Origin of the sequence: Lacrimispora sp. (assembly GCF_047605665.1) — a bacterium.
Lineage (GTDB): Bacteria > Bacillota > Clostridia > Lachnospirales > Lachnospiraceae > Lacrimispora.
This window is the reverse complement of the sequence record NZ_JASGFH010000002.1, coordinates 254,459-275,220: the sequence shown is the minus strand read 5'-3', so window position 1 is coordinate 275,220 and position 20,762 is coordinate 254,459. Positions and strand designations below refer to the sequence as shown.

Below are 20,762 nucleotides of genomic sequence, written 5' to 3'. Positions count from 1 at the left end.
CTGTATGTATTTTTCTCTGCCGGATCTTTTGCTCCCGGGTTTAAGGTATAAGTATATTGGCTCATAAGTGATCTCCTGGTTCTGCCTGGCGTTGGTTTAAAGAGGCTTCTTCTGCGGTAATGCCGGCATTAGCCGCTCGAATCTTGTCATTTAATGCATCTGCCAGTTCGTAAAGCTCCAGCCTGGTGTAAATGGACTGGGCCGTCCTGTAATAAGTAATGGCGCTTTCATACTGCCCGTCTGCCAGCAGTTCATTTCCCTTGTTTTCCAAATCAATGGCATTTTTCTGATCATTTAGTTTCTGCTGGTTTTCAAGCTCCAGCTGGGCCTCCTCAGACTCCTTTATCGCCGCCGCTTCTTTCTCCTGAGCCTCCTGGGCTTCTTTCTTGGCCGCCGCCTCGGCTGCCTTCTCCTTTTGATCAGCTGTTTCTGCCTTCTGTTCGGCAGATGCCTGTTTACTTAAGGCTTCATCTTTTCCTGCTGCATAATAAAGAGCCGCCGCCTTATCTCTGGCCTGACGGTAAGAAGCAATTGCTCCCTCCATGTCGCCGTAGGCTTCTTTTTCTTCTCCCAGCCTGATTAAATCATACACATCTATATATGCCCTGGTCTGTTCCAGCTGCTGGTCAATGTACTTTTTCCCCACATTTCCTGCCTGCACCGACAGTTCCCTGGCTCCTAAATAAAGCTCCTGCGCTTTCTTATATTCTCCTGCCGTCATTGCTTCATCTGCCAGTAATATCTGATCTGACAGCTTCAAATACTGGTCCGCCTCTGAAAGTTCCTTCTTTTTCTTCAGGCTGTTAGCCAGTTTTTTGGCCTCTGTATAATCTTCAGCCGCCTTTTTGTAATTGTCATACCGAAGATAGGTCTCTCCGCTGTCCATATGCTGGGAAAGATTCTGCTCCTTGTTCTTCACACTGCGGTGCCTTAAATAAAATCCCAGGCTGATACCGCCCGCTACCAGAAGGACAGGTATGGCAATCATCAGAATCTGTTTTAATGAAAGCCGTTTCTTTGGATTCTGATAAACCTTTTGAATAAAGGTCACTGCCAGAGAGTAGTTATCAATGCTCCCCCAGGCTTTCTCCTCCTGCTGGCCCAGAATGACATCTTCCACTCTGTCCAGAATATCCCCAGGCTCCTTTGCATCCTTAACAGCGTTCATCAGCTCTTCATCACTGCACCGCTCCCATAGCCCCCGGGTGAGCTGGGCTAAAATATCGCCGTCTTCCACCTTGATTTTAGGGGATATCTGAATATCCGGCTGTCCCCGTTCTCCCAGATAAGAGTACAGATTGTTCCGCTCTTCGTGGACAGCTGCCTGATCAAGGGGAATCTTTTCTTCTCTCACCATGTTCTGAGTCAAAGACTGATCTGCGGTCTGAACCAGATACCGATTGTTGCGGATCAAATAAAACCGGCTGTTTCCCACATAGCAGTACCGGATCTTTTTATAGTCCGTCACAATCATGTTGACGGAGGCCTTTAAATGCATCCCCTTGTGTTCTTTTAAAAGCTCTTTATGAGCCGTCTGCATGAAACGGAGGAGATTTCTTTTCCCCATGGAGGGATGTTCCGTAAAACTTCGAATCAGGCTTTCCACAGCAAATCTGGCGCTGTTTGCCTCCAGATCCCCATCCAGACTGTCCGCCAACACATAACAGGCGAAATCATCCATCTCCACATATCCGAAATAATCACGGTTAGATAACTTCTGCCCTTCTTCCGACATATAACGTGTCTGGAACTCAGAATTGATCCTTCTCATTTAAAACCTCCGCTTTCAAAAGCAGCACGCTTCCATTGTCTTTATCCTGGCCCGGCTTTTGGTCAGCCGCCATTACCAGGCAGTCTGCTTTTTCCTGTAATGTCATTTCTCTTGTAAGAACATCCTCAATTTCTGCCCAGGACAGCTCTTCGAAAATGCCGCAGCTGGCCAGAAAGATCACATCTCCTGCCTTTAACCGGACCGGCTGCTCACACAGCTCTATTTCCCGGAAACCGTCTTTTCCCAGGTAGTTCCATATTCTGGTTTCCTCCAGGCTCCAGATGGTCTCTTTTTTCGTCAAACGTCCCTCTTCATAGGCATTGACTGCCAGCACATCCATGGTCTGCCCTTTGCTTAATGGAATTAATTCATCCCGCCGGAACAAGGCAATCCGGATATTTCCCGCCAATCCGTAATGGAGCATGGCACCGTCGGTGTAAACGGCTCCCAGACAGGCACCTCCCCGCCGGTTTCCTATGGTTTTCTGAATGCGGCTGTTGGCTTCCAGAAAGGCAGTACGAAACAGATACGGGGGATTGCTTACGGTATGGTATGGCTCAAAACCGTCTAAAAGGGCATCAGCAGCCATCTGGGCACAGAGCTTTCCCGTATTCTCTTTTCCGATTCCATCTGCCAGAACGCCCATAATACCTGCGTGGTTTTTATATACATCCACAAAATCAGCCTGGATTTCCTGATTACCGGTTGTCTGGCTGACGGCCCATTCCCCTGATCTGCCTCCGGCACTTTCCCCGGGAAGAGAAGATCCGTACTGCATCCGTTTCAAAACAAGGAAGATCAGAGCGATAAACAATATTCCCAAAATCCATGCTGCTCTCATATCAGACATCATCATGTTTTATCATTCCATTCAAAGTTATCTCCGCAAAGAGGAATAAACAAAAACCGGCTCTTTCCCAGTTCTATGGTATCGTAAGGCTTGATATCAGTAGGAATATAGACAGCTTCTTCATTCAGATAAACCAGACCTTCGGAATCTCCCGGCAAAAGCACTGTACTGCGTTTTTTTGGATCGTATACCACAATGGCGTGATTGCGGCGGTTGATCTCATTGTCACCGATGATCTGAATATCCATATCATCACCCCGACCCACAAAATTTTTCCCGCTGTGGATTTTGTAATCCATTCCCACTCTGGCTCCGGCAATGCAGACCAGCCAGCCGCATACCGGTTTCACTTCCTCCTGTAAAAGCTCAACAGGCGGTTCAAATCCAATGGGTTTACCGCTTTCCTCATTCTCCTGGCTTTTCATCTTACAGTAAGGGCATGTATTTCCATAACGAATGGAATTATAAACATGTCCTGACGGGCACCTTGTCAAACTCATGGCTTTTGTCTCCTATCTCTTCTTTCTTATTCTTCCGGTACTGCTAAAACTATGTAAACAAAAGTTTGGTATTGGCAATATAGATCACATCTCCCGGACTGATCCTGCACGGACGGCTCTGAACCAGACGGTAGCAGACTCCGTCTTCTATTTTTCTCACCTTCACTCCATTGTGGGAATCCAGGTCTTCCAAATACCATGAATTGAGGCAAAAATTCAGAGTGGCATGCTGAACATCAATCATGGCACTGTATTCACATTCTCCAAGATCTACATCCACATCCTCATCTTTGCTTTTCCGCCCGATAATTACCGATACTTCTCCAGTTAAATCCCAGGATTTTACCGGCTTTTCCTCTTCATTAAGCAAAATCAGCTCACAGGCTCCATACTGGCTGCCTCTGCCTCCGGCCGCCGTTTCCCTTTCATAATCCTTCTGCCCCTTTAACCTGTACAGATCAGCAGCCGCTGCTGCACACAGAACCAGTGACAGAATCACCGCCATATAAAAGAGGCTTGGGGGAACCTGAAGCATATAGGCCGATGCTGCAAAAATACAGGAAATGATTAAAATAGTGATATCCAGCCTGATCTTCTTTTCTCTGTTATTTTTCATTTTATTATCTGCTCCTGTCACTTTCCTTTTCCGGTCCCAAAGAATGCAGCAAACATTTCCTCCGGCTTAATAGGTCCTTCCGCCCTGCCTGCCGTCTGTCTTTTATCCCGGTAGGTCTCCATCCCTTTCCCCGGCTGAAAACCAAAGAACCGTTCAAACTGGCTCATATCAGGAGCCGCCTCCCGTTCCCCTTCCCGGGACTTTGGCTTTTCTTTGTTTCCCGTCCCCTTTAAGGCGGCGTCATATTTCTTTCTCTTATCTTCATCTCCCAGAACCCCGTAGGCTTCCTGGATCTCATACATTTTTTTATTTCCTGCCGGATCGTCTTTGATCACATCCGGGTGGTATTTCTTAGCCAGCTTCCGGTAGGCTGCCTTAATGTCTTTATCTGCTGCCTGAGGGCTTACTCCAAGGATCTTATAATAATCAAGCATGTGTTTTCTTCCCTTATCAAAAGGAGGCCACCGTTTCGGCAGCCTCCGCATGTTTACACGCTGTATCCGCCTTCCACAGCGATCTGCGCCATCTTGTCTTTTTTCTGCTTGACAATAAGCCTGAATGTTCCAACACCTTCTGTATCACCGTAGTCTTCTTTGTAATCCACTACAAATGCATTGGGATATGTATATTTCCTCACTACCTGAGAAGCTGCAATAACTTCAATGGTCACCTTCCGGTAGCAGTCTGACTTTTCTGCCGGTACTAAAGACCAAAGGCCCAGCTGTCTTGTGGAGTCAAAAGGATCTCCGTCAACTGCTGTTAATATCTTTCCTGAAATCTCTACTGTACTCCCCAGGTCAGTGGAACGTGCATTGGAATCATGGGGAATATCTGTTCTGAATTTTACTCCTGTAATGCTGATGGTTCCTAAATCAATGGTAGACGGTCCTTCCACTTTTAATGTAAATCCCATAATTTGTCCCTTCCTTTCTCTTATTCCTCCTGATTATTCTCCGCTGAATCCGCCTTCGAATTTCAGGGAAGCCATCTTGTCTTTTTTCTGTTTAACAAGAAGCTTGAATACGCCGGTTCCTGTTTCATCTGTAAAGTCTTCTGTGTAGTCAACCACAAATGCATTGGGAACTGTGATCTGGCGCACTACCTGGGAGGCACTTACCACATCAATCTGCACATTCCGGTAGCAGTCTGAGTTTTCCGCCGGAACCAGAGACCATCTGGCCAGCTTGCTGGTATCATCAGCAGCCTCTCCGTTTACTGCAGCCAGGATCTTTCCTTCCACCAGTACCGTTGAGCCAAGGTCTGTGGACCTGGCATTGGAATCATGGGGAATGTCCGCTCCAAACACTACGTTGGTGATACTTGTCTCACGCAGCTCTACGGATTCGCTGCCTGTGATTTTCATTCTGAGTCCCATATTACGTCCTCCATTCTTAATAAATAATTTTTTATAATCCATAAGCCTGTACCGCCGGCTTTCGGATACAGTGGTTTTTCAATGCCTTATTGGGGCATGTCTATGCGGTCTGGCCTTTTCTGGTCAGCTCCACCTTTAAGTTTCTTGTGGTATTGCTGAAGGTCAGCTGAATATTGCAGATACCATTCTTATCATCAATGCTGTAATCCAGTTCATCTCCATCCTGAAGCAGGGAGTTGACATACTGGCGGCTTGCATCCCATTTGCTCTTCTGGCTGTTGGGATTGTTGCTGAAGAACTGCAGTATCTTATCTTTCTTAAAGTCTCCGCTGTAGAACCGGAGCATTCTCTCAATATAGGTGACCAGAAGGGTCTTGTAAATCGGTTCAAATTCCGTTCCGTCGCTCAGTAAGTTCCTGGCCTTATAGACCATAACATTTTTAATTTCCCTTCCCTTGTGCTGGGCATTGTCTGAGGTGAAAACAAATCCAAAACCGGTATTGTTAATGGAATTTTTAATGGCATTGGTAAATCCTGATATTTCCTTTGTCATGCTGGTGGTAACCAGAAGGGCATTATCACCTGTTTCTATGTCATAACGCACACCCGGATACTCCATACTGGTGTTAGGGAATCTCTGCTTTAAGTATTCCGGGCACTGCCATGAGGCGGAAATTCCGGCGGCTCCATAAGCAGCCCCCACATATACGCCTTCAATCCACATCTTCATCACATCCTCTTTCTCCTGGGAAAGAGCCACGTTTCCGTTATCATCAATGACCATACGCTTGTCCAGAATCAACCCGGACTTATCTTTCGGTATGATGGTGATGTTGGGAATGCAGGGAACTACGAACTCGCTGTACTCCTTCTTCATCAGAGGAGTACACTTGTCCTTAAACATGCCGATTCCTTCTGTTGCCACATAATTAAATGTGCTCTCTTCTCCGGTGGAAAAGCTGAAAAATGTGGTTATCTTATATGGGTTGATGGCATTCATCAGGGTTGCAAGGCTTTCCATGGAATTGGTTCCGGGTTTTTTCACCTTCTGGTTTCCGGCAAACCTCATTCTCTGCAGCTTTCCGTCTCCGGACTGGTTCAGTTCCACATCAGGAACGATTCCAAACCAAATGGTATTTTCAAATTCATTTTTATCATTGGTGGTATTTAAATAAGTCAGAAGTCTTGGCAGGTTGCTTGACTTTACCATCATTTCCAAAGGAGTGTTGGTAATTAAAAGCTTAGGCTGCATTCCTTTTTCCTTTACCTGGTACTGGTCAAAGAATGCCTTCACCCCTAAAATTTTTTCAATAAGCGGTTTGACTGCTTTTACAAAGTCATCCTTGCTCTTTTTATAAAATTCCAGGTAAGTGTTGTAGTTATTTACCTCGGCTTCCCGGTCCACAGAGCTTTCTACTGTGGAACCCAGAGGACAGAAGGTCCTGACTACCAGTTCTCTCACATAATCGGACTGGTTCTCATTGAGGGCATCGTAATCATCCCGGAAAGTCTGGATCAGACTGGTGTTGATCTGGTCATCGACGATAGCCAGCTGAGTTCCTTCCTCCTGCTTCATCTCCAGAATCTTTAATTCTCCGTCATCTCCCATGCTTAAAAGTCCTGCTTTAAATTCCTGGCCGCTCTGGGCTGCTTCTCCGTCTCCCAAAAGCAGCCGGGTTTTTATGTCCTCAATGGCAAGGGGGAGCATGGCAAGCACATTGTTATAATTGTGACTGGCCTGCTCGAACTGGTAATTCAGCTTATCGCCCAGGTCAAGGCGTTTGGGATCTTCTTCATCCAGCTCCATGTACTGGCCGTAGGTGTATTGAACCTCTTTCCGCACCTGACGGATGTCTTCCATAATCTTTTTCGGAGATATCATGTCCAGAACATTGCTGAACTTAAAGTCCACATTTGCCACTCCCAGGGAGCCTTTTGCATCCTGTAAAGTAATCAGCATGTTAAGCAGATCATTCATTTCATTAAGCGGTATTTCTGTAATGCAGTTATCCGGTATATTTTCCGGGTTTACCAGACTGTACTGAATGCTCCCTGTGTTGGCATCGCACCAGGAATAGACAACTGGGGCAAACTTCTCTAAAAATTCTCCAAAGCTTTCCACCAGAAGTGTTTCGTTGATTTCCTTGATCTTGTCATCATCAAGGCTTGTCTTTCCTCTTACATCTCCGATTAAAGTCAGAAGATTAAGCTTTTCAGGATTCATTTCAGAAAATAAGATCGTTCGGTTTGTCTGTGTAATTGTTTCCATATGCAATACTCCCTCTTTCTTAACTTTTATTCATTCGCCTTCTGTCTCTTAGTACGGACAAAAGCGTGAACATCATCTTTGCCGCAGGCACTTGATCCTGCTTTTACTGAATCATGGAAATATAATGAATTTCCAAATCATAAGCACCATCAGGAGACGTAATGGAGATAATATCCCCGAAACACACGCTGTACCTGAGGTTTTTGCACAAAATAGAGCTTCCCAGCATAATGACCGAATCTGAGGAATGGTACAGAATCATCTTCCGGTTCTCATCTGCAATTAAATAGATCCGGTCCAGTCCCATGCTGTCAGATGCCTCCGGATAATTCTTCATCAGATCTCCAATGCTGACCCGGTTATCCCTGATCTTGTATAAGGGAAATGTGAGGGGAGGAATTTCTTCTTCATTCTCCGGCTGGCACATAAAATACCCATCCATCTTTCCCTGAAAACGGTTATTTGCCTTTTCTTCTGTGATCACTTCCAGTTCAGGCTTAGGCTTGTAAAAAATCTTCCAGAGGATTGCCCCTAAGACTGCCGCTGCCAGAACAAGAACCCACCAATAGGCTTTCCATAAAGGCACCACACTGATGGAGTATGTGTAGGAAGCGGCTGCTTCTCCGTCAGAAATTTTCAAAATAAGGCTTTCATTTCCCGACCTTAAAGGCTTTATGGAAAGGATTCCCTGGTTTAAGCTGACCTCTGCCAGATCATTGGGAGACTGGTCCAATTCGTAGGAGAGACTGTCTCCATCGGAATCAGTAAAATACTCATCTAGAACAAACTGTTTTTCTTTTGTAAGGGGGTTGTAATGGATATTCCCCGGAAATCCTCCGGCTGGAGGGGTGTTGATGACCTGGATTCTCGCTGTATCAAAGACACAGGATTCCATAACATCATCAAGCCTTGACTCTATGTAATAGGTTCCTGACCGGGATATGGCGATTTCACCTTCAAGGATTCCGTTTTGAATGGATATCTCCAGTTCCTTCCTGCCCTTTTCCGACTGTCCCTCTCCGTACATTTCTATTTTTGGAGTGAAGTTCTTATAAAATGCCTCGTCGGCAATGACTGCCCCGCTTTCGTCTTTAAAATAAATCCGGTAAGGAAAGGTCTGGTTTCTTGCTGCCGAACTTTCTATCTCCAGAACCGGAATTAAATTCCTGTAGCTGATCAGATAGATCTTCAGCTCCTGGTTCCTGGCTGTGCTGGTCTGTATGGTCATTTCCTTAATATCTTTTTCCACATCCCATACCTTTGCCACAGAATAATGGGTCAGATTAACCGGTTTTATCTGCTGTTCTCCGTAAAAGACTGTGGTATCTCCCACCTGCTGGGGAGAAATCATGAGAATTGCCATCTCATCGATATAGGAATCCTCCAGCTTAAGACGGAGGCTCTGGCTGCCTTCCCCGTATATGCCATTGGCAATCTCCTGGATCTGGTAAGCCATGTTGTCATGGAATATGCCGTACAGCACTTCGATCAGGGTTTCCGGCCTTTCAACCGTATAATTTTCTCCCCCTGTTCCGCTGGAGATTTCCTTTAAAACCTGGCTGCTTCCTTCATACCTGCCGAAAGCCACCGTATAAACCGCCACGTCTTCAGATCGGAACGCATTGAGAGCATTCTTTAAGTCCTGATCAGAGCTTTCTTTGGTCCTGCCTGTGGAAGAGCCCTTTAAATCTGTTTCCCCATCTGAAATCAGAACCATCACCCGCTTGCGGCCTGTTTCCTGTCCGGTCAGTCCATAGGCGTAGTTTAATCCAAGTCCTATGTCCGTATTGCCCTGATAACCGACAGAATCCATCAGTCCCTTCAGGGACTCCCGTTCCTCGGTGGTCCTTACAGAAACAGGTGCTGATGAAGACAGAATGTGATCATTGTAAGCCACGAATCCGATCCGGATATCAGCACTGTAGACAGTATCAATAAATGCCTTTACCATACCAATAGCCGTCCGGTCCGGATCATTGGCCGCCATGGAACCGCTGTAGTCCATAACAAAAGTAACATCCAGACCGCTCTTTTCACTTTCTATTTCCTCTCCGAAGGCACAAAAGGAAGCAGAAAGAAAGAGAAAACAAATTAATATAAATAAGGCATTCCTTATTTTTTTCACTGATTTCTTCCCCCTGTGAATTCCTATTTTTCATGTTTTACAGTATACACCATAAATCGACACAAAAATCCAAGATGTCATAAATAGCATCTTAGATGTAATTTTTAGCAACAAAAAAAGCAGTCTTTTGACTGCTTTTTTTCTAAATGTTACTACTTTACACCCTGGAAACGTTCCGATCCTCCATATTTTGTAAAATCATCTCAAGCTCCGGTTTCCTGCTTCTGCTGACTGGAAGGCAGATTCCGTTCTGTAATTCCACAAAATAAGAGGAAAATCTTGCAATATGCTGATAGTTGACCAGAAAGGATTTATGAATCCTTATAAAGTTGGTATTGATGTCCTTAAGGTCCTTTTCGATGGTCTCCAGATCCCTGTAAAGCTTGTAATTTTCTCCTGTCCATATGATCTCTGTTACCCGGTATTTCCTTTCAAAATACATCACATCTTTTACAGGCACCTTATAATTTTCTTTGGCAAAACGGAACCGGTAGTACTTGTCCCCTTTTCTGACATGCCTTAACACGTGTTCAAATTCTCCGGCAAATACCTTTTCTGAAAAAGGCTTGTCAATAAACCCGATGGGAGCTACCTTGAACGTTTTCTTCATATATTTCTCAAAAGAACTGACAAAAATGATCTGTACGGTCAGATCCAATTCCCGGATCTTCTGGGCTGCAGCCAGACCGTTCAGCCTTTTCATCTCAATATCCATATAAATAATGTCAAAACGTTTTCCCTCATTGACGGCCTTTACAATGTCCTCTCCATCGGTATAAGTCTCGATGCAGATGTCTACTTCATGTTTGACTCCCAGCCTTTTCAGCCTCTCCTCCATTTCCCTTAACAGAAAACGGTCATCATCACAAATTCCTACTTCTAACATCCTCTTTCCCCTTTTCGCTTGAATCATTTTTTAACTAGGTCAATTCCCCCACACTATATACTTAACTTGCAATTTTTTCAATCCACATGCCAAAATTATACACTCTAGGTTCCAAAATTTGCATTTTTCTACAATTTTCTTAATTTAAAATTAAAAACACCGCTGTCCGGCAGATAACCGGAACAGCGGTATTTTTATGGCTTCCTTCCCATTCCGGGAACATTTCTCACGTCAATGTCAACCAGCTCCAAGCTGTCTGATACCTCATGGAGATATAAGTCTCCGATGTGGCTTCGGATCACCCGTTTTCCGCCCACATCTCCCTTCAGCTTTAAAAGCTCGTCCCGGTAAGCCTGGGAGAATATGGCGGGGTTTCCAAATTCTCCCATGTTGCATAAGCAGCCGATACCCTTTCCGCTGGCCTGCCAGCCTTCTGCCAGAGCTTTTATGGTGACAGCCTTTAAGTAGGGCTGGTCGCAGACTGCAAAGCAAAGCGCGGCATCCTCATCCTCCAAAGCCTTTAAGGCTAAGTGAATGGAGTGGGAGATGCCCAGACTGCTTTCCTTATTTTCCACCACCTCATACCCGTGGCTTCCCATGTAATCCATAATTTCCTCATACTGGGTAACCACCAGCTTCCGGCAGAAAAAATCCTCTGGAAGCTTTTCCACCTCTTCCACAATGTAGCGGTACATGGGCTTCCCATAAAATTCATAAAGCAGCTTATTGCCGTCAAATCTGCGGCTGTCTCCTGCCGCTAAAAGAATCAGTGCCAGCTTCATGGTTCAAGCCTCCCTTTCCTGCTTATAAGTCTTTTAAAAAAAAGATTCCCTCTTCCGGAACCACCACCCGGTCCGGTATTTCCCCCTTTAACTCTGAGGCCCAGATATCGTTGGGAATCTTCCACCAGATTCCGTTCTCCAGAACAAGAGCCACCTCAAAGGGATCTTCCAAGAGACGTCTTAACTTACATTCTACCACATTCTCCTCATCTTTTTCCAGAGCTTTTCTCAAATAATGAGCTCTGATTCCAATGTGGTCCGCTTCTTTGGGCACTTCCTTATTCTTTACTGCAATCTCAGCATCCCAGTCAGGCACAAAAAAACGATGGGAATCTATATATTTTATGGGAACGATGTTCTTACAGCCTGTCAGCCTTGCGGCAGACACTGTTCCGGGATTCTGGAACACTTCCTTTACGCTTCCTGAGGCCGTAATATTTCCCCGGTTGATCACATGAATGGACTCGCAGAACCGGTATATCTCATCCCGGCTGTGGGTGACTAAAAGCACATCCCCTTCAAAGGTCTTTAATTCCTCCAAAAGCTCTAGCTGGAGCATTTCTTTTAAGCTGGAATCGAGAGCTGAAAATGGCTCGTCCAGCATGAGCACAGAGGGTTTGGAGGCCATGACTCTTGCCAGGGCAGCCCTTTGCTGCTGTCCTCCTGAAAGCCTGCCGGGGTAATGGCCTGCCAGCTCTTCAATGCGGAACATATGAAGATAAAATTCCGCCAGCTCCTTTTTTTCAGCCCTTGTTCCCTTTACCGCCATTTTGATGTTTTCCATCACTGTCATGTGAGGGAAAAGTGCGTAATTCTGAAATAAGTATCCGATTTCCCTGTCCTGGATTTTTACGTTGATTCCCTGTTTTGAATCAAACAAAACTCTGTCATTTAAAACGATTCTTCCCTCATCAGGGGTGACGATGCCTGCAATGGACTTTAAGGTCATGCTCTTTCCGCATCCGGAGGAGCCTAAAATTCCGCTGATTCCCCCGTTTCCCCTGGTTTCAAATTCAATGTCCAAGGTGATGTCTTTCAGCTTTTTGACGATTTTTACACTTAAACTCATATCTGCCTTCCCCCTTTTCCGGCAAAGGCATTCATGCCTGCCACAATAATCAGGGAAACTGCCACGATGACCAGCACATATTGGCCTGCCTCACCCATGTCACCGGCAGCCACTTCGGAATAGATGGCCAGGGGAAGGGTCCTGGTCTTTCCTGCAATATTTCCGGCAATCATAGCCGTAGCGCCAAACTCTCCCAGGCCTCTGGCAAAAGCCAGGACTCCGCCGGATAAAATTCCCGGCCGGGCCATGGGAAGGAGCACCCTCCAGAATATCTTCCTTTCCGGAACGCCTAAGGTTCTGGCCGCATGGAGCACATTTTCATCCACCTGTTCAAAAGCGCCTCTGGCAGATCGGTACATGAGAGGAAAGGAAATCACCACTGCCGCTAAAACCGTGGCCTGCCAGGTGAATACGATCTTATAATTAAAAAGGTCGGTCAGAATTTTCCCCACAGGCCTCTTTACACCAAAGATGTAAAGCAGGAAAAATCCTGCCACCGTAGGTGGCAGGACCAGGGGAAGAGTCAGAATTCCGTCCAGAAGGTTTTTCAGTCGCTCCGACTTCAGTCCGATGACTCCTTTGGCTGCCCAGATACCGAGAAAAAATGTAAAAAAGATGGATACCACCGATGTTTTCAGCGATATCAGTACTGGAGATATGTCCACTGGCTCCGCCTCCTGTCAGTTTTTAATCAAACTTATTTTGCTGCTGTAAATCCGCTGTCTGTAAATACCTTCATCGCTTCGTCAGACTGAAGGAATTCTGCAAACTTCTGTGCTCCGTCAGGATTCTGGCTGTCCTTGATGATTCCGATTGGATAGATTGCCTTTTTAACGCTTCCTTCCGGTGCTTCTGCTACAACAACTACCTGATCCGGCTTCTGAGCTGCGTCTGTAGCATAAACGATACCTGCTTTTGCGCTGCCTTCTGCTACCCAGTTCAATACTTCGGTTACATTGGTTCCGAAGCTGGTCTTTGCGGATACTTCATCCCAAAGGTTTAAACTCGTTAAAGCTTCTTTGGAGTACTGTCCTACAGGAACGCTTTCCGGATCGCCCAGAGCGATGGTTTCTGCATTCTTGATGTCCTCAAAAGCTTTGTAATTGCCTTCTTCTCCCTTTGGAACGATGAATACGATCTTATTTTCCAGAAGATTTGTAACGGTTCCCTCTGCAATCATGCCCTTCTCATTAAGCGCATCCATCTGCTTGGTAGCTGCTGAGAAAAACAGGTCAACAGGAGCGCCTTCTTCGATCTGAGTCTGAAGCTTTCCTGAACTGTCATAGGTTCCTTCGATGGTGATGCCGGGGAATTTCTTCTCAAACATGGGGATGATCTGCTCTGTTAAGGATTTTTCCAGGCTGGCTGCTGCTGCGATGGTCACTGTCTGAGCCTCTACTGCTGCTGTGGTGGTTTCCGGTGCGGCAGTGGTTGCCTCTGTGGTTGCTGCTGCTGTGGTAGGAGCTGCGGTTGTTTCTGCTGCCTTACCTCCTCCGCATGCTGTCAGTGCCATAGCTGCAAATCCAATTAATGCCATGGTGATTGCTGTCTTCTTCATAACTTTTCTCTCCTTTTCTTCTTCAGGCTTAATATAGCCTCTAATACGCCGCCTCCTATGGAGGCTGCTTTATCTGACACCGTGAAACAGTGATCCACATTTCCTCTTGGATCAATGTCCCCCGATTTCATTCCTTTCACTACTTCCACCCCATCCTGGAGCAGTCCTCTTACCACTCCGTCAATCAGGGCATATATGGGGTCTGGGCCGGAGTAGCCGACTACAGTCCCTTTTTCCACAATATCACCGATGGATACGGCACCTTTAAATATGCCGTCAGAGACAGCACGGATGATCCGTTCCTTGTCATACCCGCCGATCATGCCGGGCACCCCTGTATTGGGAACAGCGCTTCCTTCCCAGATGCAGCGGCCTAAGTTGTGGCCTCTTTTTGTTTCCACCACAACGTGACAGTCCACCCCTGCGGTAAATCCGGGGCCGACTCCTATGACGGTTTCCCCGTCGGTGATTCTGGTTCCTATATTTTTCTTTGCAATGATGGCATCCACCACCACATCCGGCTTCCAAATCTCCCGGATTTTGCATTCTTCATCCACGATGACCGCTACCTGGTCTCTTGCTGCTGCCTCCTGGATTTCCTCCAGATTGCGGCACAGCACTCCGGTGATTTCCTCTACCCTGGCCTGTCCTTCATAGACAGCCCTGGAAAAGGCCACTGTTCTTCTCACCGTGGTGGGCACGGCAATATCCGTCATCAGCAGTTCAAAACCGCACCTGTGCAGGCGGCAGCCGATGCCGGTTGCCAGGTCACCGGCTCCTTTGATCAATACTTTCATTCCAGTTCCTTACTTTCCATTTATTTTCTGGCGCATTCTCCGCCCTTGCCTGAGAGAATTTCCAGGCCATGAGAAAGGGTATCCAGAATGTATTCCAGACTCTCCCTCACCGCTTTGGGGCTTCCGGGCAGGTTGATGATCAGAGTGGACTTGCGTATGACACTGACTGCACGGCTTAACATGGCCCTTTTGGTCACAGTCATGCTGTAAGCCCGCATGGCTTCGGCAATGCCGGGTGCATTCCGGTCTGCGATGGCAAGAGTGGCCTCCGGGGTCACATCCCTGGGGGAAAAGCCTGTTCCGCCCGTGGTCAGCACCAGATCGCATTTCACTTCATCGCTTAAACGCACAAGCTCTGCCTTTAAGTCCTCTCCTTCATCGGCCAGAAGCTTGTAGCTGACCACTTCAAAGCCTGCCTGTTCCAGTATTTCTCTTATGACTGCCCCGCTTAAATCTTCCCGCTCTCCGGCAGCTCCTTTGTCACTTAAGGTTACGATTCCAGCCCTGTACATATGGTGATCTCATCTCCCTTCTTCATGTGCCCTCCGTGAAGCACCCTCGCAAAGATGCCGTTTGTAGGCATGATGCACTCTCCCATCTTGTGATAAATCTCACAGTGGCTGTGGCATTCCTTTCCGATCTGGGTCACTTCCAGAAGGATTTCCCTGCATTTTAATCTGGTGCCCACAGGAAGGTGAATTAAATCAATTCCTGCCACAATGACATTTTCCCCAAAGGCGCCGTCTCCTATTTCCGCTCCTTTTGCCTTAAAGGCCTCAATGGTATCAAAAGACAACAGGCTTACCTGACGGTGCCATTTGCCTGCATGGGCATCTCCTTCGATGCCGTGCTCTTCTATAAAAAACCCTTCGTCAACTCTGACCTTCTGGGTCCCTTTTTTTTCGCTGATACAGACAGCCATTACTTCTCCCATCTGCTTATCCTCCTATCTGATTCATATTTAAATCCGTTTTCTCGTGTTCTTTGTCAAAATGGTGGCTTTCCGGCTTATTCCAGATGGTATGCTCCATCAAATGAAGCAGCTCATCCTGGGAAATGCCAGCCCTCATAGGGCCTTTTAAGTCCACTCCTGCGGGACTGTCCAGACAGAGCTTTAAAAAGCCGTCGGAAGTCAGCCTCACCCGGTTGCAGGTGCCGCAGAATTTGTGGTTGACGGCGCTGATAAAGCCGATGCTTCCCCTGCCGTCTCCCCATGTATAATAAACCGCAGGCCCGTTGCCGATCACCCGCTTGCTTTCCGTCAGTTTCCCGTAAGCATCCGATAAAATCCCGGCCAGATCGTCGTTGTTCATGGCCTTGTAATTGGCTCCCTGTCCAATGGGCATCATCTCGATAAACCGCACCGGAATTTCCTGTTCCATGGAAAAACGGGAAAAAGCCAGAACTTCTTCTTTTGTCAGCTCTTCCATAACCGCGCAATTCACCTTGACATTTAATCCAAGGGCTTTTGCTGCTTCAATTCCCTCTATTACGGTTTGAAAGCAGTCTCTTCTGGTGATCTTCGCAAACCGCTTGGGGTCTAAGGTATCCAGGCTCACATTGATGGAGGAAACTCCGGCTGCCTTTAAGGCCGCCCCTTTCTCCTTTAAGAGACATCCGTTGGTGGTCATGGTGATGTCATCGATTCCCGGAATCCGGGAAAGCTGGCCGATCAGCTTTTCAATGTCTTTTCTCACCAGAGGTTCTCCGCCTGTGATCTTCACCTTGCGGATTCCAAGGCGGGCGCCTGCTTCACAGATCCTCACGATCTCCTGATAGGACAGGATATCCTCGTGATCCATGGGCACTACCCCTTCTTCAGGCATACAGTAGACGCACCGTAAATTGCACCGGTCTGTAACCGATATCCTGATATAATCAATGGTTCTGTTTAAACAATCGATCATAGGCCGCTCCTTTGATCCCCCGGCTCTCTTTCATAAAGGCCGCTCTTTCCTCCGTCCTTTTTGAGGAGACAGACTCCGTCAATGACCATGCCGCGGTCCATCGCCTTGCACATATCGTATATGGTCAAAAGCCCGATATTAACTCCTGTTAAGGCTTCCATTTCCACGCCGGTCTTTCCCTGGGTCTTCACCGTACAGATGGCCTCTACAGCCCTCTTTTCCTCGTGAAGCACGAAGTCCAGGTTACACTTTGTCAGCATCAGCAGATGGCATAGGGGAATCAGTTCAAAGGTTCTCTTCGCTCCCATGATTCCAGCCACTCTGGCCACTGCCAGCACATCGCCTTTTTTCGCCGTCTTATTTTTAATGGCATCAAAGACCGCTTCATTTACATAGATCATTCCATGGGCAACGGCGATCCGGTCTGTCTCGGCCTTATCTCCCACATCCACCATGCGGGCATTGCCCTGTTCATCAAAATGTGTCAATCCGCTCATATTACCAGCCCTTTCCAAATCCGCAGTTGGGATAAGTACAGATGTCACAGGAAAGACAGAGACCGCCCTTTCCCAGCTTAACCAGGTCTTCCTTTGTCACCGGATCATCGGACATCAGCCTTGGAAGAAGCAGGTCAAAAATAGTCTTTTTCGAATACATGACGCATCCGGGAAGCCCTGCCACCGGAATCCTCTTTCCGTCCTTTTCATAGTAGGACAGTAAAAACATGGCTCCCGGAAGAACTGGCGCACCGTAGGAAATGATCTCAGCTCCTGTATTTCGAATGGCAAGAGGGGTCTTGTCATCAGGGTCCACACTCATGCCTCCGCTGACCAGCACCATATCGGCGCCCTGCTCAATGAAGTCTAAAATGGCCTTTGTGGTATCCTCCGGCTTATCATCCGTAATGGTCTGTCCCATAACCTCTCCGCCGTACTCTTTGACCTTTTTCACCAGCACAGGGCCGAAGGCATCCTTAATTCTTCCGTGGAATACCTCGCTTCCCGTGGTGACGATTCCGATTTTCTTTTCTTTATAGGGCAGTATGGTGAATATCTTTTTGCCGCCGCAAACCGCTTCTGCCTCTTCCATCTTTTCTTTTTCTATGACAAGGGGTATGATTCTCGTTCCGCACAGCTTGTCCCCTGGCTCCACCGGAGTGTTGGGGTGTCTGGAAGCGATCATCATGTTTTCCATGCTGTTGATTTTATCCAAAAGCCCGGTATCGATTTTTAATAATCCCCGGACCGTTGATTTCAATTCAATTTTTCCTTCCTTTACCTCACTGCGCTCCATGTGGTCATTGATGCACAGGCGGCAAAGAATCTCGGCGGCTTCGTCTTCGTGGTATAAGGATTCATCCTTCTCCCACACAAAAATATGTTCTTTTCCCATGGACAGCAGCACCGGGACATCTTCTTCCGTCACCACATGACCTTTCCGGAATCTGGCGTCTTTTGTGACACCCGGAATAATCTGAGTCATGTCGTGGCAGAGAACCTGTCCCACCGCATCCACTGTTTTTATTTTCTTCATGATTCATTTCCTTTCATCTGTTAAAACCAATTGTATATATTTTTACCCGGTTTCGGATTATGATTCTCAATGGGATATTCTCAAATAAGAATATCCATATTCAAAAAAAATATCATTCTTGTCTATTATATCACACTGGGAAATATTTGTGAAACACTTTTTCAGCAAAAATGTCTACTTCTTCTGCAAAAGCCAGATATTGATTCAGAAAATCCTCGCCCTTTTCAGTCAGAACAGTGGTTCCTCCGTGCTCTCCCCCTCTTCTTCCTTCCATCAGCTCAATTCCCAAATCCTCTTCTGCCTTATGAATGATCTTCCACGCCTTGGAATAAGCCATATGCATTTCCTGGCAGGCGGCAGACAAAGACCCCCGTTCCCTGACAAGGGTCATCAGTCCAACCACTCCGGGGCCGAAATTCCGCTCCTCGTAAAACAGACGGATTCGCAGATGGTATTGAAGTTTCCGTTCTTTATTTTCTGCCATAAGCCCTCCTTCTCATTGCCTTAAGTAGCCGGTTATCACGCAGTGTCCGGCCCACTCTTCTCCCAGAGCCTTTAAAACCTCCGCTCCGGCAGACAGCCTTTTTTCATCATCAGCTTTATTTAATAGAATCCGGTACTCCAGTTTTTCGGCTCCCTTTCTCGTTCCCTGGTCACTGGTAAGAATCCGGGCAATATGGGCAGGAGTGATGACAGGACCTTTTTCCCGGTCAAATATCTTATCCGCAAGCTCATACCGAAAACACTTTTCTTCCCAGGTCTGTCCCAGGCAGTCCAGGCCCGCACATCCGATCACAGCGTGGGTTCCCTTTAACAGGACCGGTTCTCCTTCTCTCGGTATCTTTAAAGGCAGCATCTTCGCCCCGTCCGCTTCCACCAGAAGCACATCGGCCAGGTCCGCAAGCTTTTCCATCTCAGAAAGGTTCATTCCCTGAAACTTTCCTTCCGGGCTGGACAGGCCTGTGACCAGAACCTGCCCCCTGCCCCCAGGAAATAATTCTTCATGAGCCTTTATAAAGCAGTTGACCGCTTCCGCAGTCTCCGCTTCTGCAACGAGACGGTCTTCGGGCCTGCGAATCTTGGTGCTGGTGGTGACGATCACCCGCTTTCCCTGTTCTGCCAGCTCATCAGCCAGGCGAAACATGGAAGTTGTCTTTCCGCCGCCGCCCACAAAGGCGATTACCATTCCCCCCAGGGGGGCTTCTCTTTGCCTTTCGGGCAAATGAAGCCCTAAGGCTTCCCACAGGGAATTTTTTTGAATCATCACAGGATTTCCATCCCGCATTTCACAAGCATATGCCCACTTTAATTCCATCAATACAGCTCCATATGAGGCTTTCTGGGAACGAACTCACCTGTCTTTTCCAGAACCACCCTGCCGTTTTCCGCAGCCAGGCGGCCTTTTAAGAATACAAGTTCTGCTCTTCCCTTCACATCAGTTCCTTCAAAAGGACAGTAATCCACATTTGCCAGTTGATTTTCCGCCGACATGGTCCACTGGGTATCCGGATTCCATACCACAATATCCCCGTCGCTTCCGGGGGCAATTATGCCCTTCTGGGGATAAACACCGTAAAGCTTTGCTACATTTTCAGAAAGCAGGCGGCAGAACTGCTCCAGCTTTAAATCGTGTTCCAGCACGCCGAAGTTATAGATCAGGGCAGGACGGGACTCCACTCCCGGCATTCCATTGGGAATCCTGGTAAAGTCATCTTTTCCCGCTGCCTTCTGGCTGGTGGTAAAGCTGCAGTGGTCCGTTGCAATGGTCTGGATGTTGTCCTTTCTTATGGCATTCCACAGTCTGGTGCTGTCCGTCGTCTTTTTGATGGTAGGAGAAATCACATACTTGCTGCCCTCAAAACCGGGAAGATCGTAAAGGCTTTCATCCATGAGCAGATATTGAGGACATGTTTCCAGATAGACCTCCTGGCCTCTTTCTCTGGCGTATTTGACCTCCTGATATCCTGCGCCTGAACTCAAATGAACCACAATGACAGGAGTTTTCACCAGATCGGCGATTTTTAACAGCCTGCTGATGGCCTCTGCTTCCACTGCGGCCGGCCTCGTATTTTTATGCCCGCTGACACCGAGGTTTCCCTTTGCCTTTTCTTCTTCCACCAGAGCCTGGATAATTCCCATATTTTCACAGTGGACTCCTGCAATTCCTCCCACTTCCTTTAACCGCTTTAAGACGAGATAAATCTGCTTGTCACCTAAAACCATATCCGTGTAGGTCATGTAGACTTTAAAGGAAGTGACTCCCTCTTTTACAACGGTCTCCAGCTCCTCGCACACAGCCGGAGTCCAGTCCGATATTGCCAGATGAAAGCTGTAGTCGCAGGAAGCATTCCCATCAGACTTTTTGTGCCAATTTTCCAGGGCTTCATGAAGACTTTCCCCATGGTACTGGGTAGCAAAATCAATGATCATGGTGGTTCCGCCTGCCAAAGCTGCCTTTGTTCCTGTCTCAAAGTTGTCAGCAGTCACAGTTCCTGCCACATGCAAATCAAAATGTGTATGAGCATCGATAAATCCGGGGAATAAAAGCTTCCCTGACACATCAATGACCTCAGCTTCCTGATCCTGGAGTCCCAGTTCTACGGCCTTAATTTTTCCGTCTTCCATCAATACATCTGCTTCAAAGACTCCGCTTCCCGACACCACGGTTCCGCCCTTTAACAATGTCTTCATAAACTTACCTGCTTTCTTTTTCCTTTTGAATCC

At 47.1% G+C, this 20,762-nt stretch carries 23 protein-coding genes; all 23 read right to left on the bottom strand.

The window, feature by feature from the left end:
- Positions 1–61: 61 nt before the first annotated feature.
- Positions 62–1,771, bottom strand: a complete 1,710-nt coding sequence (locus tag QM657_RS02575) for a hypothetical protein (RefSeq protein WP_415064952.1) — start codon at positions 1,769–1,771, stop codon at positions 62–64.
- The gene (locus tag QM657_RS02570; protein WP_333651492.1) at positions 1,752–2,612 is read right to left on the bottom strand and encodes a protein serine/threonine phosphatase 2C family protein; all 861 of its coding nucleotides are present in this window, start codon (positions 2,610–2,612) and stop codon (positions 1,752–1,754) included. The genes QM657_RS02575 and QM657_RS02570 overlap by 20 nt, the downstream gene beginning before the upstream one ends.
- Before the next feature lie 11 nt (positions 2,613–2,623).
- Complete coding sequence (locus QM657_RS02565) at positions 2,624–3,121, bottom strand: FHA domain-containing protein (protein ID WP_333651491.1); 498 nt, start codon at positions 3,119–3,121, stop codon at positions 2,624–2,626.
- Between the two features lie 49 nt (positions 3,122–3,170).
- Positions 3,171–3,737 (bottom strand): FHA domain-containing protein, encoded by a 567-nt coding sequence (locus QM657_RS02560; RefSeq protein WP_415064951.1) that lies wholly within the window; start codon positions 3,735–3,737, stop codon positions 3,171–3,173.
- Positions 3,738–3,754: 17 nt separating this feature from the next.
- Positions 3,755–4,171 (bottom strand): J domain-containing protein, encoded by a 417-nt coding sequence (locus QM657_RS02555; protein WP_415064950.1) that lies wholly within the window; start codon positions 4,169–4,171, stop codon positions 3,755–3,757.
- 53 nt (positions 4,172–4,224) lie between these two features.
- Complete coding sequence (locus QM657_RS02550) at positions 4,225–4,650, bottom strand: membrane-associated protease 1 (protein ID WP_333651488.1); 426 nt, start codon at positions 4,648–4,650, stop codon at positions 4,225–4,227.
- 33 nt (positions 4,651–4,683) lie between these two features.
- A complete protein-coding gene (locus QM657_RS02545; protein WP_333651487.1) occupies positions 4,684–5,112 on the bottom strand; it encodes a membrane-associated protease 1 in 429 nt (142 codons plus the stop codon).
- A gap of 100 nt (positions 5,113–5,212) precedes the next feature.
- A complete protein-coding gene (locus tag QM657_RS02540) occupies positions 5,213–7,381 on the bottom strand; it encodes a transcriptional regulator (RefSeq protein WP_415064949.1) in 2,169 nt (722 codons plus the stop codon).
- Between the two features lie 103 nt (positions 7,382–7,484).
- Positions 7,485–9,506: a vWA domain-containing protein gene (locus tag QM657_RS02535; RefSeq protein ID WP_415064948.1), complete on the bottom strand. Its 2,022-nt coding sequence runs from the start codon at positions 9,504–9,506 to the stop codon at positions 7,485–7,487.
- Positions 9,507–9,663: 157 nt separating this feature from the next.
- A complete protein-coding gene (locus QM657_RS02530) occupies positions 9,664–10,392 on the bottom strand; it encodes a LytR/AlgR family response regulator transcription factor (protein ID WP_415064947.1) in 729 nt (242 codons plus the stop codon).
- Positions 10,393–10,586: 194 nt separating this feature from the next.
- Positions 10,587–11,174: a nucleotidyltransferase family protein gene (locus QM657_RS02525; RefSeq protein ID WP_415064946.1), complete on the bottom strand. Its 588-nt coding sequence runs from the start codon at positions 11,172–11,174 to the stop codon at positions 10,587–10,589.
- A gap of 22 nt (positions 11,175–11,196) precedes the next feature.
- On the bottom strand, positions 11,197–12,243 hold the full coding sequence (locus tag QM657_RS02520; protein WP_415064945.1) for a sulfate/molybdate ABC transporter ATP-binding protein: 1,047 nt from the start codon (positions 12,241–12,243) through the stop codon (positions 11,197–11,199).
- Positions 12,240–12,908: a molybdate ABC transporter permease subunit gene (gene modB / locus QM657_RS02515; RefSeq protein WP_415064944.1), complete on the bottom strand. Its 669-nt coding sequence runs from the start codon at positions 12,906–12,908 to the stop codon at positions 12,240–12,242. Before modB ends, QM657_RS02520 begins: the two co-directional genes overlap by 4 nt.
- Positions 12,909–12,940: 32 nt before the next feature.
- On the bottom strand, positions 12,941–13,801 hold the full coding sequence (gene modA / locus QM657_RS02510) for a molybdate ABC transporter substrate-binding protein (RefSeq protein ID WP_415064943.1): 861 nt from the start codon (positions 13,799–13,801) through the stop codon (positions 12,941–12,943).
- Positions 13,798–14,598 carry a selenium-dependent molybdenum cofactor biosynthesis protein YqeB gene (gene yqeB / locus QM657_RS02505; protein WP_415064942.1) on the bottom strand — a complete coding sequence of 267 codons (801 nt, stop codon included), beginning with the start codon at positions 14,596–14,598 and terminating at the stop codon, positions 13,798–13,800. The genes modA and yqeB overlap by 4 nt, the downstream gene beginning before the upstream one ends.
- A gap of 20 nt (positions 14,599–14,618) precedes the next feature.
- The gene (locus QM657_RS02500; protein ID WP_415064941.1) at positions 14,619–15,110 is read right to left on the bottom strand and encodes a MogA/MoaB family molybdenum cofactor biosynthesis protein; all 492 of its coding nucleotides are present in this window, start codon (positions 15,108–15,110) and stop codon (positions 14,619–14,621) included.
- Entirely contained in the window at positions 15,089–15,532 is a 444-nt protein-coding gene (locus tag QM657_RS02495; protein ID WP_415064940.1) for an MOSC domain-containing protein, read from the bottom strand. Before QM657_RS02495 ends, QM657_RS02500 begins: the two co-directional genes overlap by 22 nt.
- A gap of 4 nt (positions 15,533–15,536) precedes the next feature.
- Positions 15,537–16,505: a GTP 3',8-cyclase MoaA gene (gene moaA, locus QM657_RS02490; RefSeq protein ID WP_415064939.1), complete on the bottom strand. Its 969-nt coding sequence runs from the start codon at positions 16,503–16,505 to the stop codon at positions 15,537–15,539.
- A complete protein-coding gene (gene moaC / locus QM657_RS02485) occupies positions 16,502–17,002 on the bottom strand; it encodes a cyclic pyranopterin monophosphate synthase MoaC (RefSeq protein ID WP_415064938.1) in 501 nt (166 codons plus the stop codon). The genes moaA and moaC overlap by 4 nt, the downstream gene beginning before the upstream one ends.
- Position 17,003: 1 nt before the next feature.
- Positions 17,004–18,038: a molybdopterin-binding protein gene (locus QM657_RS02480; protein ID WP_415064937.1), complete on the bottom strand. Its 1,035-nt coding sequence runs from the start codon at positions 18,036–18,038 to the stop codon at positions 17,004–17,006.
- Between the two features lie 130 nt (positions 18,039–18,168).
- Positions 18,169–18,522 (bottom strand): winged helix-turn-helix domain-containing protein, encoded by a 354-nt coding sequence (locus QM657_RS02475; RefSeq protein ID WP_415064936.1) that lies wholly within the window; start codon positions 18,520–18,522, stop codon positions 18,169–18,171.
- Between the two features lie 12 nt (positions 18,523–18,534).
- A complete protein-coding gene (yqeC, locus tag QM657_RS02470) occupies positions 18,535–19,353 on the bottom strand; it encodes a selenium cofactor biosynthesis protein YqeC (RefSeq protein ID WP_415064935.1) in 819 nt (272 codons plus the stop codon).
- The gene (hydA, locus tag QM657_RS02465) at positions 19,353–20,729 is read right to left on the bottom strand and encodes a dihydropyrimidinase (RefSeq protein WP_415064934.1); all 1,377 of its coding nucleotides are present in this window, start codon (positions 20,727–20,729) and stop codon (positions 19,353–19,355) included. Before hydA ends, yqeC begins: the two co-directional genes overlap by 1 nt.
- Between the last annotated feature and the right edge of the window lie 33 nt (positions 20,730–20,762).